This window comes from Sorangium sp. So ce693, from assembly GCF_051521375.1.
GTDB classification, from domain to species: domain Bacteria; phylum Myxococcota_A; class Polyangia; order Polyangiales; family Polyangiaceae; genus Sorangium; species Sorangium atrum.
This window is the reverse complement of sequence record NZ_CP150347.1, coordinates 6,629,463-6,644,687: the sequence shown is the minus strand read 5'-3', so window position 1 is coordinate 6,644,687 and position 15,225 is coordinate 6,629,463. Positions and strand designations below refer to the sequence as shown.

Sequence of the window (15,225 nt, the reverse complement as noted above, 5' to 3'; positions counted from 1 at the left end):
GAGGAGTGGACCATGAAAGCCCGGCAGGCCGAGATCATCGCGGAGCGCACGTTCGAGGGGGTGGAGTCGATTCACGGGGTCGCGTTCGACGGACAGGCGGTGTGGTTCGCGCACGGCGATCGCGGAGACCTCGTGTCCGCCGAGCCCGAGAGCGGCCGCGTGCTGCGTCGCCTGAAGGCGCCCGCGAGCGCCGGGGTGGCGTTCGACGGGCGCCACCTGTGGGTCGTCGGCGGCGGCAGGATCCGGAAGATCGATCCCGCGAGCGGGGCCGCGGTCGGCGAGGTGCCGGGCTTCGACGCGACGCCCGTGAGCGGGCTCGCGTGGGCCGACGGCGCGCTCTATGCGGGCATCTACCGCGAGCGGAAGATCCTCAAGATCGATCCCGAGCGCGGCGCCGTCCTCCGCACGCTCGTCTCCGATCGGCTCGTCACAGGCGTCACGTGGACCGACGGCGATCTCTGGCACGGCGTGATGTGCGAGGAGGAGGGCGCGCCGTCGGAGCTCCGCCGCGTCGATCCCCGGAGCGGCGAGGTCCTGGACCGGCTCGCGCTGCCGGAGAGCGTGCGCCTCTCCGGCGTCGAGGCGGACGCGAGCGGCCGCATGTGGTGCGGCGACCCGGCGACAGGCAAGCTCCGCGCGGTGAAGAGGCCGCGAAAGGCGGGCTGATTCACCCTGGGTTCGACCTGCCGGAGGCAGCGGGCCAGCGTTCAGAGACAAACTTACAGCGTGAGTGACACCGCGCCGGCGGGAAACGTCTGGGTCGCTGCGCGCGGCGATGATCAGAATCGAAACCTTCGGGAATGTGAAGGCGCGAAGGCGTGACTCGCGGACAGCGTTGGACTTCCAGCCTCCTCGACGGGAGCGGTGTCGATCGGCGCCGCGTACCCATGTGGAGATCCGATATGCATCTTCGATCGTCTGGCTGGATCTTCGTTCTGGGTTTCTTGGCGCCCGCCTGCACCGGGCAGCTCGGCGATCCGTCCTCGGGTCCGGCTGGCGGCGAGACCGGCGGGAAGAACCTGGGCGTGAACGTGGGCCAGTACATCAACAACACCACCGCGCAGAGCTCGAACAAGCTGCTCACGTCGGTGATGAACGCGCTCGGCTACGCCGCGACCGGCATCGGCATCGAGCCGAGCTGCGGACCGCTGCCGGGCTTCCTCGCCTGACGCGTGCTCGTGGCAGGGCTGCGCTGGCTCCCAACCGTCCTCTCTTGAGCGTGGATTTCGCGCCCAGAAATCCGATCCGGGGCGTGAGAAATCCGGCGCTGTAAAAGGAACGCCTTGAAAGAAAGGCTCGGCGTGGCGACCCGTCCGGGTTGCTATGACCAAACGAAGGCACACGCCGAGCACCTCCAAGGTGCGCCGGCGCGAACTCGGGTTCAAGAGGAAAGGCGACGGGCGGCACCAGGAGCGAATCCGGCGGCCAAACCCTGCCATGATTCACATCGCGCCCACGGAGAAGAATCTGACGGGCATCGCAGGGCTTGCCCCATTCGGCGCCTTCATCCGGGAGCTTGGCGTCGACGCGGCCTTGAGCCGCAGGTTCTTCCGGCTGAAGTCGGGTCGCTCGGTTATCTACCCGATGGCCGCGCAGATGCGCCTGCTGATGGACGGCGCGCTCGCCGGCGAGGAGCGCGTCTTCGGCATCGAGGCGCTCGCCGTCGATCCGCTCTTCGTACGCCTCGCCGGCGGGGTCGTCCCGAGCATCGACACCGTCTACCGGGACCTGTGCCGCTTCGACGACGATGCGCTCGAGGCGCTGCACAGCATGGTCGTCGATCACGGGCTTGCCCTGGTTGCTCGCCGAAAGCACCGATTCGTGCATATCGACGTCGACACCACCGTGGAGCCGCTCTTCGGAATGCAGGAGGGGGCGCGGCCGGGCCCGAACCCGCGCTACCACGGCCGGCCGAGCTATCATCCGATCCTGGCGCGGATCGCCGAGGTTGACGCCATCGTCGGGGCCAAGCTGCGACCGGGCGACACGAGCTTCGGCGAAGCCGATGTGCCCTTCGTCGAGAAGTGCATTGATCGCGCGCGCGCCGCAGCTCCGAGTGCAGCCATCTACGTACGGATCGATGGCGCTGGGGATTGCAGCGCCTTGATGCACGCCGTTGCTGCGAAGGGATGCTTTTTCCTGACCAAGGCGCGGATGAGCCCCGATCTGGTGGGCAGGATCGCGTACGCCACCGGATGGCGGACCATCGACCGAGATGCCGACGGTCGTCCTCGACGGCAGGTGACCGAGGTGCTCTTCCGGCGCCGCGATTGGCCCGATGGGGTCCGCGTCATCGCCGTACGCACACGCGACCGGGAGAATGGCAAGCAGATCAACCTTTGGGAGGGGCTCGACTACACGGTGCAGGTCTTTTTGACCAACGAGCCGGTCGAAGCGCCGGAAGACGTCGCGGCGCGGTATGACCTGCGCGCGGGCATCGAGCCGCTCATTGGCGAGCTCAAGCACGGGTGGGGATGCGGTCGCGTGCCGAGCCACTGCTTCAACGCCAATCATGCCGCGCTGCTGCTGAAGCTGCTGACGGCCAACCTGATGCGCCGCTATGTGCTGGAGCACGTTCCGCACCTGGCGAGCTGGCGAACGCCGTGGCTGCGCCGCGCGCTGATCCTCGTTCCGGGAAGGTTGGCCCGGTCGGGTCGGGGCACGACCCTGCACGTGCCGACGTGCTCGCAGCTCGCCCGCTGGCTCAATTGAAAATGAAACCAGCCGAAATGATCGTGGGGGGTAAGGGGGGCGTGCGCCTTCGTGACGCTCTGGGCGTCAGCCAATTGTAGTTTAAACCGCACGCGCTTGGCCGAGCGCCGCTCGCACGGCGCCTTCGGCTCGCTCGTGCCCCCCTGGGCGCGAAATCCACGTTGAGTGAGATGCCGGGAACAAACCGCCAGGGCCCCGTGTTCCATCGGCCATGGCGCGACGTGTGATGGGCTGGGTCCTGATTCTGTTCACGCTGGCCCTGGTGGGATGCGATCATGCGACCAAGGCGGCTGCGCAGGCCGCGCTGGAGCGGCGAGGTCCCCTGTCGATCGTGCCGGGCGTGCTCGATCTCCGCTACGCCGAGAACCGCGACATGGCCTTCAGCCTGCTCCGGGGCATCGAGTCGCCGGCGAAGGTGGCGATCCTCTTTGTGTGCTCGATCCTCGTCCTGGGCGTGATCATCGCGGGCTGGTGGAGCAGCCGCCGCGCCTCGGCCACCGAGCAGGCCGGGTACGCGCTCATCGTCGCCGGCGCGATCGGGAACGCGATCGATCGCGCCTTCCGCGGCTATGTCGTCGACTTCATCCACCTTCACAGCTGGCCGGTGTTCAACGTCGCTGACATGGCCATCGTGGCGGGCGGGATCTTGCTCGCGATCGTGATGTTCCGGCGTGCGCGCCAGGAGCCGAGCGAGGCGTCCTGATCATCGCCTCCTGAGATCGTCTCGCCCAAGCACGCCACCGTCGATCAGGGTTTCTCGTACCCGGACGACAGGGCGGTCACGCCGCACCTCTTCCGGTCCGATCTCTGATTCATCCCAAGGAGGACCGGCCGTGCGGTAGTGCCGCTTGGATCAGGTACAGAGCAGCTTCTTCAGCTCATCCTTGGTCTTGGTCTTCGCGCCTGCCAGGGCGGTGATGGCGAGCTCTCGTATCTTCTTGGCCCTGGAGCAATCGTCTGGCCGGTTGGGCGCCTGCTCCAGCAAGGGGCCGAGCTCCTCCGTGGGACCTTTCGCTTGCTTCTTGATGCAGAGCACAGGCTCGCCCTCCTGAAGATAGTACCGGCGCTGCGTGACGCTGCTCGTCGTCGCCGGCTTGTCCGGCGTACCCCTCGTCCCGTCAAAGGCCCAGGATCCATCGTCGTGCAGCGCGAAGACCAGCTGGCCCTGGTCGTAGTAGAACTGGTACGTCGACTCGCCGTGCCCCGCGTCGGCGGCTGCGATCTCCGCTTTCTGGACCGCGCCGTCCGCCTGGTACAACCGGAGCTCGCCGCGCCCCTCGCCGCCGGCGCACTCGAAGCGGAGCTCGCTTCGCTTCAGGTCGTTGCGGGCCTGGATGTCCTGATACAGGGCCCTGATCTTCTGGATCCGCGGATCGTCGAGGCTCACCTCGGGGCCCTCGGCGCTGTCCGCAGCTGCCTGGGGTGCTGCCGCGGTCGTCTGGCTTTCCACCGCGGAGGTGCCGGCCGGGGGCGTGGTCGCGCTTGGCGCCGGAGCTCGGCCCGTACCTGCAGGGGCCGCGGAGACTCTCGCCGGCGAGGTGGAAGACGGCGAGCTACACCCGATGCCGACGGCGACCAGCAGGGCGATGGAGGATCGGTTCATGAGGACCCAGAACGCTTGGTGCAACCGTCACATTCGGCGGGTCGGGTCACCCGTCCTTGCGTCGAAACTCCACGAAGAACCGCACCGGGCCGTCGGGGTCGACGTGGTGCAGCACCTCGGGCGCGACGATGCCCGGGGTCTCTGGATCGAGAGAGAGCTCTCGACCGCCGAGCCCATCGATCCGGTAGCGGAGCCGCCCCGAGATCACGTGGATCACCCCCCATACGCCGGGCTTCGTGGAATGGTTCTTTCGCAGGCCGGCAGGGATCGTGGCCTCGTCGAAATCGGCCGTCCGCTTGTACGCGACCAGCCCGTCGGGCATCTCGATCCGCTCGCAGCGCACGCAGTCGAGCTCGGTGCCGAGCATCGAGGCGCGGCCCTCGGGCGTGACGACCCAGGGGCGCGAGAGGAACGGTGGCTTGTGCCGGACGTGCTGGCCATGTCCACAGCTCAGCTCGGCCACCCAGTCGTTCGCATCGTCCTGATGATAGCCCGTGATCGATCGGCGCATCGTCGTGCCCGATGGCGTACTACGCGCCCAGCAGCGCGGCCATCGCAGGCGCGATGACCTCGGCGACAGCGCGTCGGTGGGAGGCGGCAAGCGCCGCGCCGTCAGGGCGCCCGTGCGCGGCGAGGGCGTCGGCCTCGGCGTCCGGCGCCGTGGCGGCCGGAGGAGTCGAGGCGAGGGCCGCCTCGAAGGCCTCGGAGACCGCCCGGCGCACCGGCTCTCCGCCCGTCTGGAGCGCCCAGGCCACGAAGCGCCATGCGAGCTCGGCGTGCCGCGCCTCGTCCTCGGCGATCGTGGCAAGGGCGCTCCGGACCGCGGCGTCCGTGGCGCGCGAGAGCTGCTCGCTGGCTTGCAGGGCGGCGAGCGTCTCGCCGACGCAGCCCTCGCGGACGGCGCGCGCCGCGAGCTCGGGCAGGTCCGATGCGACCTCGACCCGCCCGCCGAACGCGAACGGCGCCGGCGCGAGCGCCGCGCCGGCGTACGCGCTCGCCAGGCCGAAGCAGAGCGCCGCGTGGCGCACCTCGTCGCCCGCGGCCTCGTGGGCGGCCGCGAGCATGTCCGGGGGGGCCCCGACCGCCATCAGCTCCAGCGAGAACCGCGCGAAGGAGGCGACCGATGCGTGCTCGAGCAAGGCGTCGCGGAGCCATGCCTCGGCCAGCGCGGCGCGGGTCGCCTGCGTCAACGCCGCCACGTCCGGGCGCGTCGCGGCGCCCCACGCGCTCGCCGCGCGCCGCTCTGCCCGCGCCGTGCGCGCGCGCTCGCCCACGAGGAACGGACGGCCTGCGCCGCCGCAGGTCGCGGTGAACTCGTAGCAGCACTCGCCGCCCCGGAGGACGCCTTCACCGAGGGTGGTGTACCAGCACCCCGCGGGCGCGCCGGGCAGCGGTTGCGGGGCGGAGGAGCCGTAGGGGTCCAAGGTCGGGCACGTGCCCGCGGGTGAGCCGCCGATGCCCCCCTCGCCGGCAGTCCCCCCCTCGCCGGCAGTCCCCCCTTCGCCGGCGGCGCCTCCGGCACCGCCCTGTCCTCCCTGTCCCGAGGGCCCCAGGGCGACACAGACCGTCCCTTCCTCGGTCCATTCGACGCCGCCTGCCTGGATTGACGTGGCGGCATCGCTGCTTGGCCCGCCATTCCCGCCCATCCCTCCACGCGTCCCCGAGCTCTCGTCGTCGGACGCGGGGCCACCGCCTCCGCCCGGCGCGCGCTCCAGGGTGACGTCGCCGCCGCAGGCGACGCCTCCAACAGCCACGTTGAGCGTCGCCGTCGCGAGGATCGCGCGTGTCAGCTGGTGAGCGAGCGCGATCCGAAATTGAACCGGAGAAGAGGGGATACTGACCATGGTGCCAGAGAACAGCAGCATCCATACCAGCGCAGCATCCGCGGGCGTAGCCTTTCAGCGCGGGAATGGCCGGCACAGCATGGCACAGGCCTGGTCTGCATCGATTGCGCTGCTGCCGCGGCGAGCCCTCGCGGGCGGCGTTGCCGGGCGCGCGTCGACGTCGCACTGCGCTGCGCCGCGCCCGCTTGGCATCGAGCCGGCCGTCCAGATCGCGACGCGATGCAGCGCCTCCGGCTGCGCTCGGCTCAGCGGTCGCCGCTGCGCTCGGCTCAGCGGTCGCCGCTGCGCTCGGCTCAGCGGACGCCGCTGCGCTCGGCTCAGCGGTCGCCGCTGCGCTCCGCTCCGTGGACGCCGCTGCGCACCGCACCGCGGTCGCCGCTGGTATAGAGGCGCTCATGACCCTCCTCCGAGACGTCCTTTCAGCGCTCGAGTCGATCGCGCCGCTCCGGTTCGCGGAGTCCTGGGACAACGTCGGCCTGCTCGCGGGCGACCCGGCGCGGCCCTCGTCGGCGGCGCTCCTCGCCATCGATTACACGCCCGAGGTCGCCCTGGAGGCGCGCCATCTCGGCTGCGATCTCGTCGTCGCCTACCATCCGCCCCTCTTCGAGGCCGTGAAGCGCGTGGTCGCGCCGAGCCCCCTCTTCGCGGCCATCCGCGACGGCATCGCGCTGTACTCGCCCCACACGGCGCTCGACGTCGCCGAGGGGGGCACCAACGACGTCCTCGCCGACGCGCTCGGGATCTCGGCGGACCGCGCGCCTCTCAGGAGGGCGCCCTCCAAGGCGTGGCAGCACAAGCTGGTCGTCTTCGTCCCGGAGGATCGCGCCGACGCGGTGGCCGACGCCCTCGCCGAGGCGGGCGCGGGCCGGATCGGCCGGTATTCGCGATGCAGCTTCCGCACGCTGGGGACCGGCACGTTCTTCGGGGAGGAGGGCGCGAGCCCCACGGTCGGCGAGAAGGGCCGGCTCGAGCGCGTCGCCGAGGTGCGGCTGGAGATGGTCTTCCCCCGCGACCGGACCGCCGCGGTCGTGCAGGCGATGCGCGCCGCGCACCCGTACGAGGAGGTGGCGTTCGACCTCGTCGAGCTCGCCGCGGAGCCGCTCCGGGCCGGCATCGGCCGGATCGGGCCGCTCACCGGCGCAGCGCCGGTCTCCGAGCTGCTCGGCCGCATCAAGGAGGGCCTGGGGGTCGACGCCTTGCTCGTGGCCGGCCCCGAGGATCGCGCCGTCTCCCGCGCGGCCACGTGCGCCGGCGCGGGCGGCGCGCTCCTCGACGACGCCATCGCGCAGGGCGCGGAGCTCTACCTGACCGGTGAGCTGCGCCACCACGACGCCCTCCGCGCGGCGAGCGCGGGCGTCACCGTCGTGTGCGCGCTGCACTCGAACAGCGAGCGCGCCGCGCTGACGCGCCTCGCCGAGCGCCTGCGCGCCGCGGCGCCGTCGCTGCGCGTCGAGCTCAGCGCGCGCGACCGGGATCCGTTCTCGATCCGCTGACGGCTCGCGCGATGGCGCGGCGCTGCGCCGGGAGGGGGACGGGGCGCGGCGCGCGTCAGGGGTCGGCGGCGCGCCCGGCGCACCGAGGTCCCTGGCACGGTCAGGACCCGCCGAGGACCGCAGCGAAGTGCTACGATGCCTTACATGCGGACCGCGAACGATGCACTCCCTCCGCCAATCCCCCCTGCAGAGCACGTTCGCAAGCTGGTGGAGGCCAACCGCGTCGAGGAAGCGCGCCGTGATGTCCAGGAGTTGCTCGCCCAGGGGGACACGAGCGTGGAAGGCTGGGCGAAGGCCCTCCGTCAGCCCCGGATCGTTGCCTCACCCGACCACGCCCGCAGTGACTTTGCGGCAGACTACGCCTGGCTGCGAGAAAACCGGCAGGCCTACCTCGATCGCTGGGTGGCGCTCCAGGATGGCAAGCTGCTCGACACCGACGTCTCGCTGCGCGCGCTGGTAGAGCGGCTGACGAAGCGCGGGCAGATCGAAGGTGCGTTCGTGGTGCAGGTCGACTGATGGCCAAAGGCACGATGCGCCTTGAAGGCGTCGCGCAGCCGTGGGCCGCTTCGTCGGCACGGTATCTCTTCTCGAGCGCAGGTTGAGCGGTCGCGGAGGGAGAGGAGAGCCTCCCGCCTCGAGGTGGGATATGGTCGCGAAGGAAGCGTGGAGGCGCGCCGGGCGACTCGGCCCGGTGGTCGACAGCCGATCCGCGTCGTCGACAGCCGATCCGCGTCGATAGCGTCGCCGCCGCGCGCGCCAGGAGAGTAGCCCCTCCCATCTGCAAAGGTGTGCAAAGCCGCTGGACGAAACGGCCCGCCGCGATCAGCTTGCCGGCCCTCATGCGCGACCACGGCACGCCACCCGCCCCCGATCTGCGCGCGGACGCTGTTGCACCCTCGTCCCCCTCGCCCCGCGGCGCGGGCGTCTGGTCCACGCTCCGCGACGCGGTCCGCGGCGGCGAGCACGACTTCACCACCGGCTCCATCGACCGGGCGATCGCCCTGCTCGCGATCCCCATGGTCATGGAGATGCTCATGGAGTCGCTCTTCGTCGTGGTCGACGTCTTCTGGGTCTCGCGGCTCGGGGCCGATGCCGTCGCCGCCGTCGGGCTCACGGAGTCGCTCCTCGCGATCGTCTACGCCATGGCGATGGGCCTCGCGGTCGCCGCGTCCGCCACGGTCGCGCGGCGGGTCGGCGAGGGTCGCCCCGAGGAGGCCGCCGCGATGGCGGGGCAGGCGATCGCGCTCGGCCTGCTCATCTCGCTGCCGATCTCGGCGGTCGGCGCGCTGCTCGCGTCGCGGCTGCTCGCGGTGATGGGGGCGACGCCCGGGGTGATCGCGACCGGCGCGCCGTTCGCCTCGATCATGCTGCTCGGCAACGCGTCGATCCTGATGCTGTTCGTCATCAACGCGATCTTCCGCGGGGCGGGCGACGCGGCGCTCTCGATGCGGGTGCTCTGGTTCTCGAACGCGCTGAACATGGCGCTCGGCCCGTGCTTCATCTTCGGCCTCGGCCCGTTCCCGGAGCTCGGCGTGGCCGGCGCGGCGGTCGGGACGACCCTTGGCCGCGGGGCCGGCGTCGCGCTGCAGGTCTTCTTCCTCACGCGCGGCAGCGGCCGGGTGAGGGTGCGAGCGCGGCACCTCGTCCCCGACCCGGGGGCGCTCGCGGCGCTGCTCCGGCTCTTCGCGAACGGCGCGTTGCAGAACGTCATCGGCACGGCGAGCTGGATCGGCATGGCGCGCATCCTCGCGCCCTTCGGGAGCGCGGCGCTCGCCGGCTACACGATCGGGATGCGCGTCATCGTGTTCGCGATCCTGCCGGCGTTCGGGCTCTCGAACGCCGCCGCGACCATGGTCGGGCAGAACCTTGGCGCGGGGCGCCCCGACCGGGCCGAGGCCGCCGTGTACCGCGCGGGCATCTGGACCACCATCATGCTCGGCGCGGTGGGCGTCGTCTTCGCGGTGGGCGCGCGCGCCATCGTCGGCGCGTTCACGGACGAGGCCGAGGTGCTCCGGTTCGGCGCGCAGGCGCTGCAGATCGTCTCGTGCGGGTTCCTGTTCTACGGCTTCGGCATGGTGTTCACGCAGGCGTTCAACGGCGCCGGCGACACCTGGACGCCCACGCTGCTGAACTTCGCCTGCTTCTGGCTCTGGGAGATCCCGCTCGCCTGGGGGCTGGCTCGCGCCGCGGGGCTCGGCCCGGCGGGCGTGTTCGTCGCGATCGCGGTGGCGTTCTCGACGTTTGCCGTCGCGGGCGGGCTCGTGTTCCGCCGCGGCGCGTGGAAGCTTCGCCGCGTCTGAGGCGCGCCGTGGCGGGCGGCCGCCGGGCCGAGCGGGGCGGCGCCAGGCTATACTGAGCCATGGAAGCGCACCGCCTTGAGGCGACGGTTCGGCCGGATGGAACGCTGACGATCGAGGGGCTGCCGCTCGGCCCCGGGACGAGCGTGGAGGTGATCGTGCTCGTCAAGGAGCGGCCGCAGTCTTCGGCATACCCGCTGCAGGGAACGCCATACCGCTTTGACGATCCGTTCTCTCCGGCAGAGCCCGGAGGGTGGGAGGCGGGACGATGATCGGCGCCGCTATCGCGCCGGCCGCGCGAGCCAGGCCTCGATGAGCTTCCGGGCGATGCTGAGCGGCGGCGGCAGGAGCGGCAGCGCGTCGCGGTGGAACCAGCGCGCGTCCTCCAGCTCGCGCGTGTCGACGCGGAGGTCGCCGCCGGCGTAACGCGCGGTGAAGCCGACCATGATCTGGTGGGGGAAGGGCCACGGCTGGCTGCCGAAATAGACGATATCGGCGGCGTCGACGCCCGTCTCCTCGTGGACCTCGCGCGCGACGCACGCCTCCAGCGTCTCGCCCGGCTCGACGAACCCGGCGACGAGGCCATACATGCCCGCAGGGAACCGCGCCTGGCGCGTCATCAGGACGCGCGGGCCGTCCTCGACGAGCACGATCGTCGCCGGCGTGATCCGGGGGAAGTAGTTGCTCGCGCAGCGGACGCAGCGCTTCACGCGCTCGTCTTGCCCGCTCTCGAGCGCGGCGCCGCACGCCGCGCAGTACTGGTGCGCCTTGTCCCAATGCTGCACCTGGTACGCCGTGCCCGCGATCTCGAACAGCTCCGGATCGATGCGCCCGTGGAGGCGCCGCAGCGAGACGTAGGCGTATCCCGCCGGCGCCGGCGCGCCCTGCGCGAGCTCCGCGGACCGGCAGGCGCGCCCGTCGAGCTCGCCGAGCGTCTGCGCGCGCGTGACGACGACGCCGAGGTCGGCGAGATCGGCCGCGATCGGGATGTCGAAGCGATCGCCGCCCTCGCCCGGCCCGCGGACGAGGAGGTCGTCGCCGTGGAACGCGAACCACGCGATCTCGGCGGGCGCCGAGCTCGGACGGCCGAGCCCGGCGCGGAAGCGGGAGGACGGCATGGCGTTACCTGGGGCAGAGCCGCGCGGGCTCCCCGTCGAAACGTCGCTCGGGTGAGCCCGTCGGCTGCATGCGGGGGAGCCTAGCGCCTCGATGGAGGGAGCGATACCGCGACGTCGCGCGCGCGTGGCGACTCGCTCCCAACGTGAGCGCGGGGCGCCCTCGCGGCGAGAGATTCAGCGAAGCGGAGGCCCGTGGCCGCGGGCCGAATGCCACACCGCCATGATCGTCACGGTCCGGGTCGCGTCGTTGACGACGTAATATACGTGGTAGCTCGTTCGTGGCAGAAGGACGCGGCGCACGCCGTCGATGTCGCTCTCCTCGTACGATGTGCCTGTGTCAGGGAACGCGCCGAGACGAGCTGTGGCGGCGGTGAGCTCGTCTCGGAACAGCGCCGGATTGCTGGGCCGGTTCTCACGCCACCAGCGTGAGACGGTCTGCATCTGGGCACGGGCGTGCGCCGTGCTCTGCACGCGATAGCGCTTCACTCGGGAGGACCTGCTCTCTAGAGCCCCGCCAGCACGTCCTCGACCGGTACGACATCGCCTCGCTCCAGCTCGGCCCGAGAGGCCCGCAGCGCTTCGTGCAGCTGGGCACGGTCGGCAGCGTCCAGGCTGTCCTGCTCTTCCACGAGCACCATGAGCTCGACCTCGGTGTCATCGGGCAGATCGAGCGGGGCGTCGACGAGAAGCCGCCCGCGCGAAACACGACCACGCACCAGGACGCTCACCCTGTCGAGCCTACGCTGTCCGCGCGCGTTCGCCAAGCGTGGGCGCACGCCCGCAGAGACGCTCCGTCGCCGTTCCGTGGAACGCGAACTCGGGACGGAGGTGCGCTGTACCGCATGGAATCCCTGCAGCGAGCTGGGCTGTGCGCGGGATCGCCTCGAGCGTGCGCACCGGACGGGCTTCAGGCGAGGTCGCGGGCGTCGCGCCGCGGGCTCACGCGGGGCCGGCGAGCGTCGCGGCCCAGGCGAGCGCGACGAACGCGACCTCGACGTCGTTCTTCTTGGGGACGAGGCGCTTCGTCTCGATGCCCTCGCTCGCGCGGAGGGGGAGCTGCTCCAGCGCCGCGAGCTCGGCGGCCTGCGCGGCGTGGAGATCCCGGAGCGCGGCGTCCGCCTCGGTCCATTCCTGCCGCGCGCGCTCGAGCTTCGCGGCGGCCTTGTCGCGCTGGGTCCCGGCGCGCCGGGCGGTGTCCCGGCCGGCGACGAGCCCGAGGAGCGCGGCGCCGACCGCGCCGGGGAGCGCGGCCACCTCGGCCTCGGCCTGGTCGTACCGGGCCTTCGCGGCGGCGATGCGCTCGCCGAGGCGCGCGATCCTGGGCGCGAACCGGCCGACGACCTGCTGCTGCTCGGCGGCGGCGAGCCGGGCCGCGGCGGCGCGGCAGCGGGCGGCGAACGCCTCGAGGGGCTCGCCGTCGTCCTGCGCGAGCCCGAGCTCCTTGTGGACGGCCACGGCGGCCTCGGTCGTGCGGTAGGCGTGCTCGCGGAGCGCGCGCGCCGCGGCCTGCGCGGCGGCGCGCTTCGCGAGCGGGGCGGGCAGCTCGGCGAAGCGGGCGCCCGCGGCGGGCGCCGTGGCGAGCCGCGACGCGTCGAGCCGGGTGACGCGCGAGAGATCCGGCTTGCCGTCGGGCAGGAGCGGGGCGGCGAGGAGCTGGCTCCGGTTGAGGGCGACGCCGAGCTTCGTGTCGCGCAGGTGGGCGATCACCGAGGCAGCCACCCAGGGGATGTAACGGAAGCCCTCCGGCGCGGCGGCAGGGGCGTGCGCGTAGAGGCTCCGCCATCCATCGGGCGGCGGCGGGGGTGCCGTCACTGCCTGGGGCGGCGGTGCCGGCGCGGGCGGAGCGGCGTCCGCACGAGCGGCTCCTCTGCGCAGCGCGGGCTGCGGTGCGGAGGGCGTGTGGCGCGGGTCGAGGAGGACCGTGCCGCCCGGGCCCACCGGCGCGCGATGGGCTGGGCTCGACGGGCCGGGCGACGCGCGTCTTGGATCTGGATGTGCGAGCCTTGGATCGAGAGAATCGACTCTGGAATCTGGATGTATGGACCTCGAATCCAGAGAATCGACTCTGGAATCTGGATGTGCGGACCTCGGATCGAGAGAATCAACTCTGGAACCTGGATGTATGGACCTCGAATCCAGAGAATCGACTCTGGAATCTGGATGTGCGGACCTCGGATCGAGAGAATCGCGTGTGGGCTTGGGCGCGGCGGGCGCCGGCTTGGGCGCTGCGGGTACAGGAGCAGGCGGGGGAGGGGAGATGCTCCGGACGAGGCGGCCCACCTCGCGCCGGGTGACCGGGCCCCGCAGCCACGACAGGCTGAAGCGCGTCTCGGCGAGGAACGACGGCGGCTGCATGTGGACGTCGCGCACGAAGAACGTGCGCGGGGGGAGCGCCTTCAGCGTGGCCGAGAGGGCCGCGGCCCCGACGCCGCCGGCGCCGCCGTCGGCCCCCGAGAGCCCCTCGACCACGCGCTCGCGGTCGGCGTCCGTCTGGAGCCGGCCGACGAACCACGCGCCGGCGTTCGAGAGCGCCTTGTAGTCGAGGTCCATCGGGTTCTGCGTGGCGAGGACGACGCCGACCCCGAAGGCGCGCGCCTGCTTCAGGAGCGCGAGAAGCGGCCGCTTCGTTGGCGGGTTCGCCGGGTGCGGGGGCAGAAAGCCGAAGACCTCGTCGAAGACGACGAGGGCGCGCAGGTCGCTCGTGCCGGAGAGGCCGCGCACCCACGAGAGCAGCTGATCGAACAGCAGCCCGAGGACGAGGAGCCGCTCGTCGTCGTCGAGGTGCGCGACGCTGACGATCACCGCCGGGGTCTTGCCGCCGTCGCCGCCGCTGCCAGCCTGCGGCGCGAGCCACCCCGCGACGTCGAGCGGCGCGCCCTTGCGCCACGTGGCGAACGTGGGCGAGGCGAGCAGGGTGTTGAGCTCGCGGGCGAGCGCCTGGCGCTCCTTGGGGGCGAAGAACTCGTCGACGCCGAGGGCGCCCACGGCGGCGATCGGCGGAGCGGCCAGGTCCGCGAGCAGCTCCTCGAGCCCCGCGGCCCGCCGCGCGCGCAGCCGCCGCTCGGCGAGGTGCGCGAGCAGCACGTGCTCGCGGCTCCGCGCCGGATCCGGGTCGCGACCGACGAGCCGGAGCAGGAGCGACAGCGAGGCCGAGAGCGCCTCGCGGGCGGCCTCCTCGTCCTCGTCCCAGAGCGGCGAGGGGGTCTCGAGCGCCGACAGCACGTGGACCGGCTCGCCGGCCGTGGTGCCCGGCGTCAGCAGGCGCGGGGCCATGCGGGCGCGGAGCGCGGCGACGTCGGCCGCCCCGAGCCCCGAGGAGGCGAGCCCGTCGCGCCACCGCGCCGCGAGCCCCTCGGCGACGTCGGCCGTCGAGCGGCCGTCGCGCGCGGCGGCCGAGGGGTCGATCCACGGCTCGAACTCGGCCGCGGAGAGCTCCGGGAACGTGAAGAGCAGGTTGGGCAGGTCGCCCTTCACGTCGACCATGAGCACCGGGACGCCCGAGCGCAGCGCCTCCTCGACGAGGACCATGACGAGCCCCGTCTTGCCGCTGCCGGTCATGCCGACGACCACGCCGTGGGTCACGAGGTGGTGCGCCGGGAGCTCGAACGGGCGCGCGCCGGCGGCGCCGGGATCGCCCGAGAGCGGGCGGGAGCGGCCCAGGGTGAAGGGGCGGGTCGGCATGAGGGCGGGCTCGTGCCATGGCGAGCGGGCTGTCGCAATGCTGGAGGGGCGGGGAGGGCGTCCGCCTTGCGAGCGAGTCACCATGAAGCTCGCGCGACGGCGATGGCTCCGGACGCGCGAGGCTCACCCGCGCCAACGCTGCGCGATGTGCCATATCGTCGATCACCCTGGACGTCCCTGACGAGGTTGCGAGTACTGCCTCGTCCCGGAGCAGATGACGCTGGCGGCGCACGAGGTCGATCACATCGTTGCGCTGAAGCACGGTGGCGCGACCCACCGGAGAATCTCGCCCTCTCTTGCGTCCTGTGCAACAAGCACAGAGGGACTGATCTCGCATCCATCGATGTGGAGACCGGGGAGCTCGCGAGCCGCGCGCGCCCGACGGCGCCCACCATGGGAGTGATGGAAGGTGCGCGGCCCGCCCACGCGGCCGCGGCGACCGTGTTCCGCTGCCCCCGCATTCTGTCGCCCCCACCC

Annotated in this window: 16 protein-coding genes; 9 read left to right on the top strand and 7 right to left on the bottom strand. The window is 72.1% G+C overall.

Annotated features, from left to right (window positions below; translation table 11 throughout):
- Positions 1 to 12 precede the first annotated feature (12 nt).
- From WMF14_RS24625 to lspA, 4 genes are all read left to right on the top strand, one after another.
- Positions 13 to 666, top strand: coding sequence for a Vgb family protein (locus tag WMF14_RS24625; protein ID WP_437789984.1), 654 nt, complete (start codon positions 13 to 15; stop codon positions 664 to 666).
- 236 nt (positions 667 to 902) lie between these two features.
- Positions 903 to 1,169 (top strand): hypothetical protein, encoded by a 267-nt coding sequence (locus WMF14_RS24620; RefSeq protein ID WP_437789982.1) that lies wholly within the window; start codon positions 903 to 905, stop codon positions 1,167 to 1,169.
- A gap of 154 nt (positions 1,170 to 1,323) precedes the next feature.
- Positions 1,324 to 2,712 carry an IS1380 family transposase gene (locus tag WMF14_RS24615; protein WP_437789980.1) on the top strand — a complete coding sequence of 463 codons (1,389 nt, stop codon included), beginning with the start codon at positions 1,324 to 1,326 and terminating at the stop codon, positions 2,710 to 2,712.
- Between the two features lie 211 nt (positions 2,713 to 2,923).
- Positions 2,924 to 3,415 carry a signal peptidase II gene (gene lspA, locus WMF14_RS24610; RefSeq protein ID WP_437789979.1) on the top strand — a complete coding sequence of 164 codons (492 nt, stop codon included), beginning with the start codon at positions 2,924 to 2,926 and terminating at the stop codon, positions 3,413 to 3,415.
- Between the two features lie 150 nt (positions 3,416 to 3,565).
- Here lspA and WMF14_RS24605 read toward each other — a convergent pair whose 3' ends face one another.
- Genes WMF14_RS24605 through WMF14_RS24595 form a run of 3 tightly spaced genes read right to left on the bottom strand, consistent with a single transcriptional unit; the run spans position 3,566 to position 6,180 of the window.
- Entirely contained in the window at positions 3,566 to 4,315 is a 750-nt protein-coding gene (locus WMF14_RS24605) for a hypothetical protein (protein WP_437789977.1), read from the bottom strand.
- A 46-nt stretch (positions 4,316 to 4,361) separates the two neighbouring features.
- Positions 4,362 to 4,826, bottom strand: a complete 465-nt coding sequence (locus WMF14_RS24600; RefSeq protein ID WP_437789975.1) for a DUF3565 domain-containing protein — start codon at positions 4,824 to 4,826, stop codon at positions 4,362 to 4,364.
- A 19-nt stretch (positions 4,827 to 4,845) separates the two neighbouring features.
- Positions 4,846 to 6,180, bottom strand: a complete 1,335-nt coding sequence (locus WMF14_RS24595) for a ferritin-like domain-containing protein (RefSeq protein ID WP_437789973.1) — start codon at positions 6,178 to 6,180, stop codon at positions 4,846 to 4,848.
- Between the two features lie 374 nt (positions 6,181 to 6,554).
- On the opposite strand from WMF14_RS24595, the gene WMF14_RS24590 reads away from it, so the two are divergent.
- The 4 genes from WMF14_RS24590 to WMF14_RS24575 all read left to right on the top strand — a co-directional run bounded on the left by WMF14_RS24590 (position 6,555) and on the right by WMF14_RS24575 (position 10,221).
- Positions 6,555 to 7,652 carry a Nif3-like dinuclear metal center hexameric protein gene (locus WMF14_RS24590; RefSeq protein ID WP_437804129.1) on the top strand — a complete coding sequence of 366 codons (1,098 nt, stop codon included), beginning with the start codon at positions 6,555 to 6,557 and terminating at the stop codon, positions 7,650 to 7,652.
- Between the two features lie 144 nt (positions 7,653 to 7,796).
- Positions 7,797 to 8,168, top strand: coding sequence for a hypothetical protein (locus WMF14_RS24585; protein WP_437804128.1), 372 nt, complete (start codon positions 7,797 to 7,799; stop codon positions 8,166 to 8,168).
- A gap of 323 nt (positions 8,169 to 8,491) precedes the next feature.
- The gene (locus tag WMF14_RS24580; protein ID WP_437804125.1) at positions 8,492 to 9,952 is read left to right on the top strand and encodes an MATE family efflux transporter; all 1,461 of its coding nucleotides are present in this window, start codon (positions 8,492 to 8,494) and stop codon (positions 9,950 to 9,952) included.
- Between the two features lie 59 nt (positions 9,953 to 10,011).
- Complete coding sequence (locus WMF14_RS24575) at positions 10,012 to 10,221, top strand: hypothetical protein (RefSeq protein ID WP_437804123.1); 210 nt, start codon at positions 10,012 to 10,014, stop codon at positions 10,219 to 10,221.
- Positions 10,222 to 10,230: 9 nt separating this feature from the next.
- Here the strand turns inward: WMF14_RS24575 and nudC are convergent, their stop codons facing one another.
- The 4 genes from nudC to WMF14_RS24555 all read right to left on the bottom strand — a co-directional run bounded on the left by nudC (position 10,231) and on the right by WMF14_RS24555 (position 14,748).
- The gene (gene nudC / locus WMF14_RS24570) at positions 10,231 to 11,067 is read right to left on the bottom strand and encodes an NAD(+) diphosphatase (RefSeq protein ID WP_437804121.1); all 837 of its coding nucleotides are present in this window, start codon (positions 11,065 to 11,067) and stop codon (positions 10,231 to 10,233) included.
- Between the two features lie 174 nt (positions 11,068 to 11,241).
- Positions 11,242 to 11,553, bottom strand: coding sequence for a type II toxin-antitoxin system RelE/ParE family toxin (locus WMF14_RS24565; protein ID WP_437804119.1), 312 nt, complete (start codon positions 11,551 to 11,553; stop codon positions 11,242 to 11,244).
- Positions 11,554 to 11,570: 17 nt separating this feature from the next.
- Complete coding sequence (locus tag WMF14_RS24560) at positions 11,571 to 11,795, bottom strand: hypothetical protein (RefSeq protein WP_437804117.1); 225 nt, start codon at positions 11,793 to 11,795, stop codon at positions 11,571 to 11,573.
- A 211-nt stretch (positions 11,796 to 12,006) separates the two neighbouring features.
- The gene (locus WMF14_RS24555; RefSeq protein WP_437804116.1) at positions 12,007 to 14,748 is read right to left on the bottom strand and encodes an ATP-binding protein; all 2,742 of its coding nucleotides are present in this window, start codon (positions 14,746 to 14,748) and stop codon (positions 12,007 to 12,009) included.
- A 214-nt stretch (positions 14,749 to 14,962) separates the two neighbouring features.
- Here WMF14_RS24555 and WMF14_RS24550 point away from each other — a divergent pair, with 214 nt between their 5' ends.
- A complete protein-coding gene (locus WMF14_RS24550) occupies positions 14,963 to 15,151 on the top strand; it encodes a hypothetical protein (protein WP_437804115.1) in 189 nt (62 codons plus the stop codon).
- Positions 15,152 to 15,225: the final 74 nt, after the last annotated feature.